This window comes from Megasphaera stantonii (assembly GCF_025567065.1).
Lineage (GTDB): Bacteria > Bacillota > Negativicutes > Veillonellales > Megasphaeraceae > Megasphaera > Megasphaera stantonii.
This window is the reverse complement of sequence record NZ_JAOQKD010000050.1, coordinates 1-875: the sequence shown is the minus strand read 5'-3', so window position 1 is coordinate 875 and position 875 is coordinate 1. Positions and strand designations below refer to the sequence as shown.

1 protein-coding gene is annotated in these 875 nt (G+C 39.5%); it reads left to right on the top strand.

Going from position 1 to position 875, the window contains the following annotated elements:
* The first annotated feature begins 52 nt into the window (after positions 1-52).
* Positions 53-811 (top strand): AAA family ATPase, encoded by a 759-nt coding sequence (locus OCV58_RS12160; RefSeq protein ID WP_154878012.1) that lies wholly within the window; start codon positions 53-55, stop codon positions 809-811.
* Positions 812-875 lie beyond the last annotated feature (64 nt).

The window sequence follows — 875 nt, the reverse complement described above, 5'->3', positions numbered from 1 at the left end:
TGCTCCTTTGTTGATGATTTCTCGCAAAACCATTTTAACATGAAGCTTCACTATGGATTTTTGTTTTTTTGATTACCTGTTCAAATTCATTTTACAATTAACCCTTGCCATTGAAAAGGCTGGAACGAAATATATGAAATATCAGGGACAATACCCGGTTATTTTTATATCCTTGAAAGATATAAAAAATGCGTCTTGGGAAAGCATGTTGGATCAATGGGGCATATTTTTGCGCAGGCTCTATTTGCGATATACCTATCTTTGTGACAGTCCTGCCGTCGATGACGGGATGAAAGACGACTTTTCCCGTATTATCAAACGGGAATCCACGGAAAATGAATTAGCCGGAGCCTTGACACGATTGATGGAAATCATGCAGGCCTATTATGGCAAGCCAGTCATTTTGCTGATTGACGAGTACGATGCGCCGATACAAAACGCTTGGGAAGACGGATTTTATGATGACTGCATTCGGTTTATGCGGCACTTTTTAGGCAGCGCTTTAAAGACAAATGCATCATTAGATTTTGCTGTATTAACGGGCGTGCTTCGTATTGCCAAAGAAAGTATTTTCAGCGGCTTAAACAACTTGGATGTATGTTCTGTTATGACAGACCAATATAGCGATGTATTTGGATTTACGCCTGACGAAGTCAGCGAAATTGCTGCTGCATTGCAATGCAGCCATATGCTGCCAGACATCCAAGCATGGTATGATGGCTACCGTTTTGGTAAGGCGGATATATATAATCCGTGGTCTGTTATCAATTTTTTTGATGGCGAATTTACAATACAAGTGCAACACCTATAAAAAATGACACATAGGTTTCTGATATAATAATGCTACCAAACAAAATCTATATCTCGGAGGAAAC

Excerpts from the sequence above, each read along its gene's own strand:
- OCV58_RS12160 (WP_154878012.1), top strand. The coding sequence starts at position 53 with ATGGATTTTTGTTTTTTTGATTACCTGTTCAAATTCATTTTACAATTA.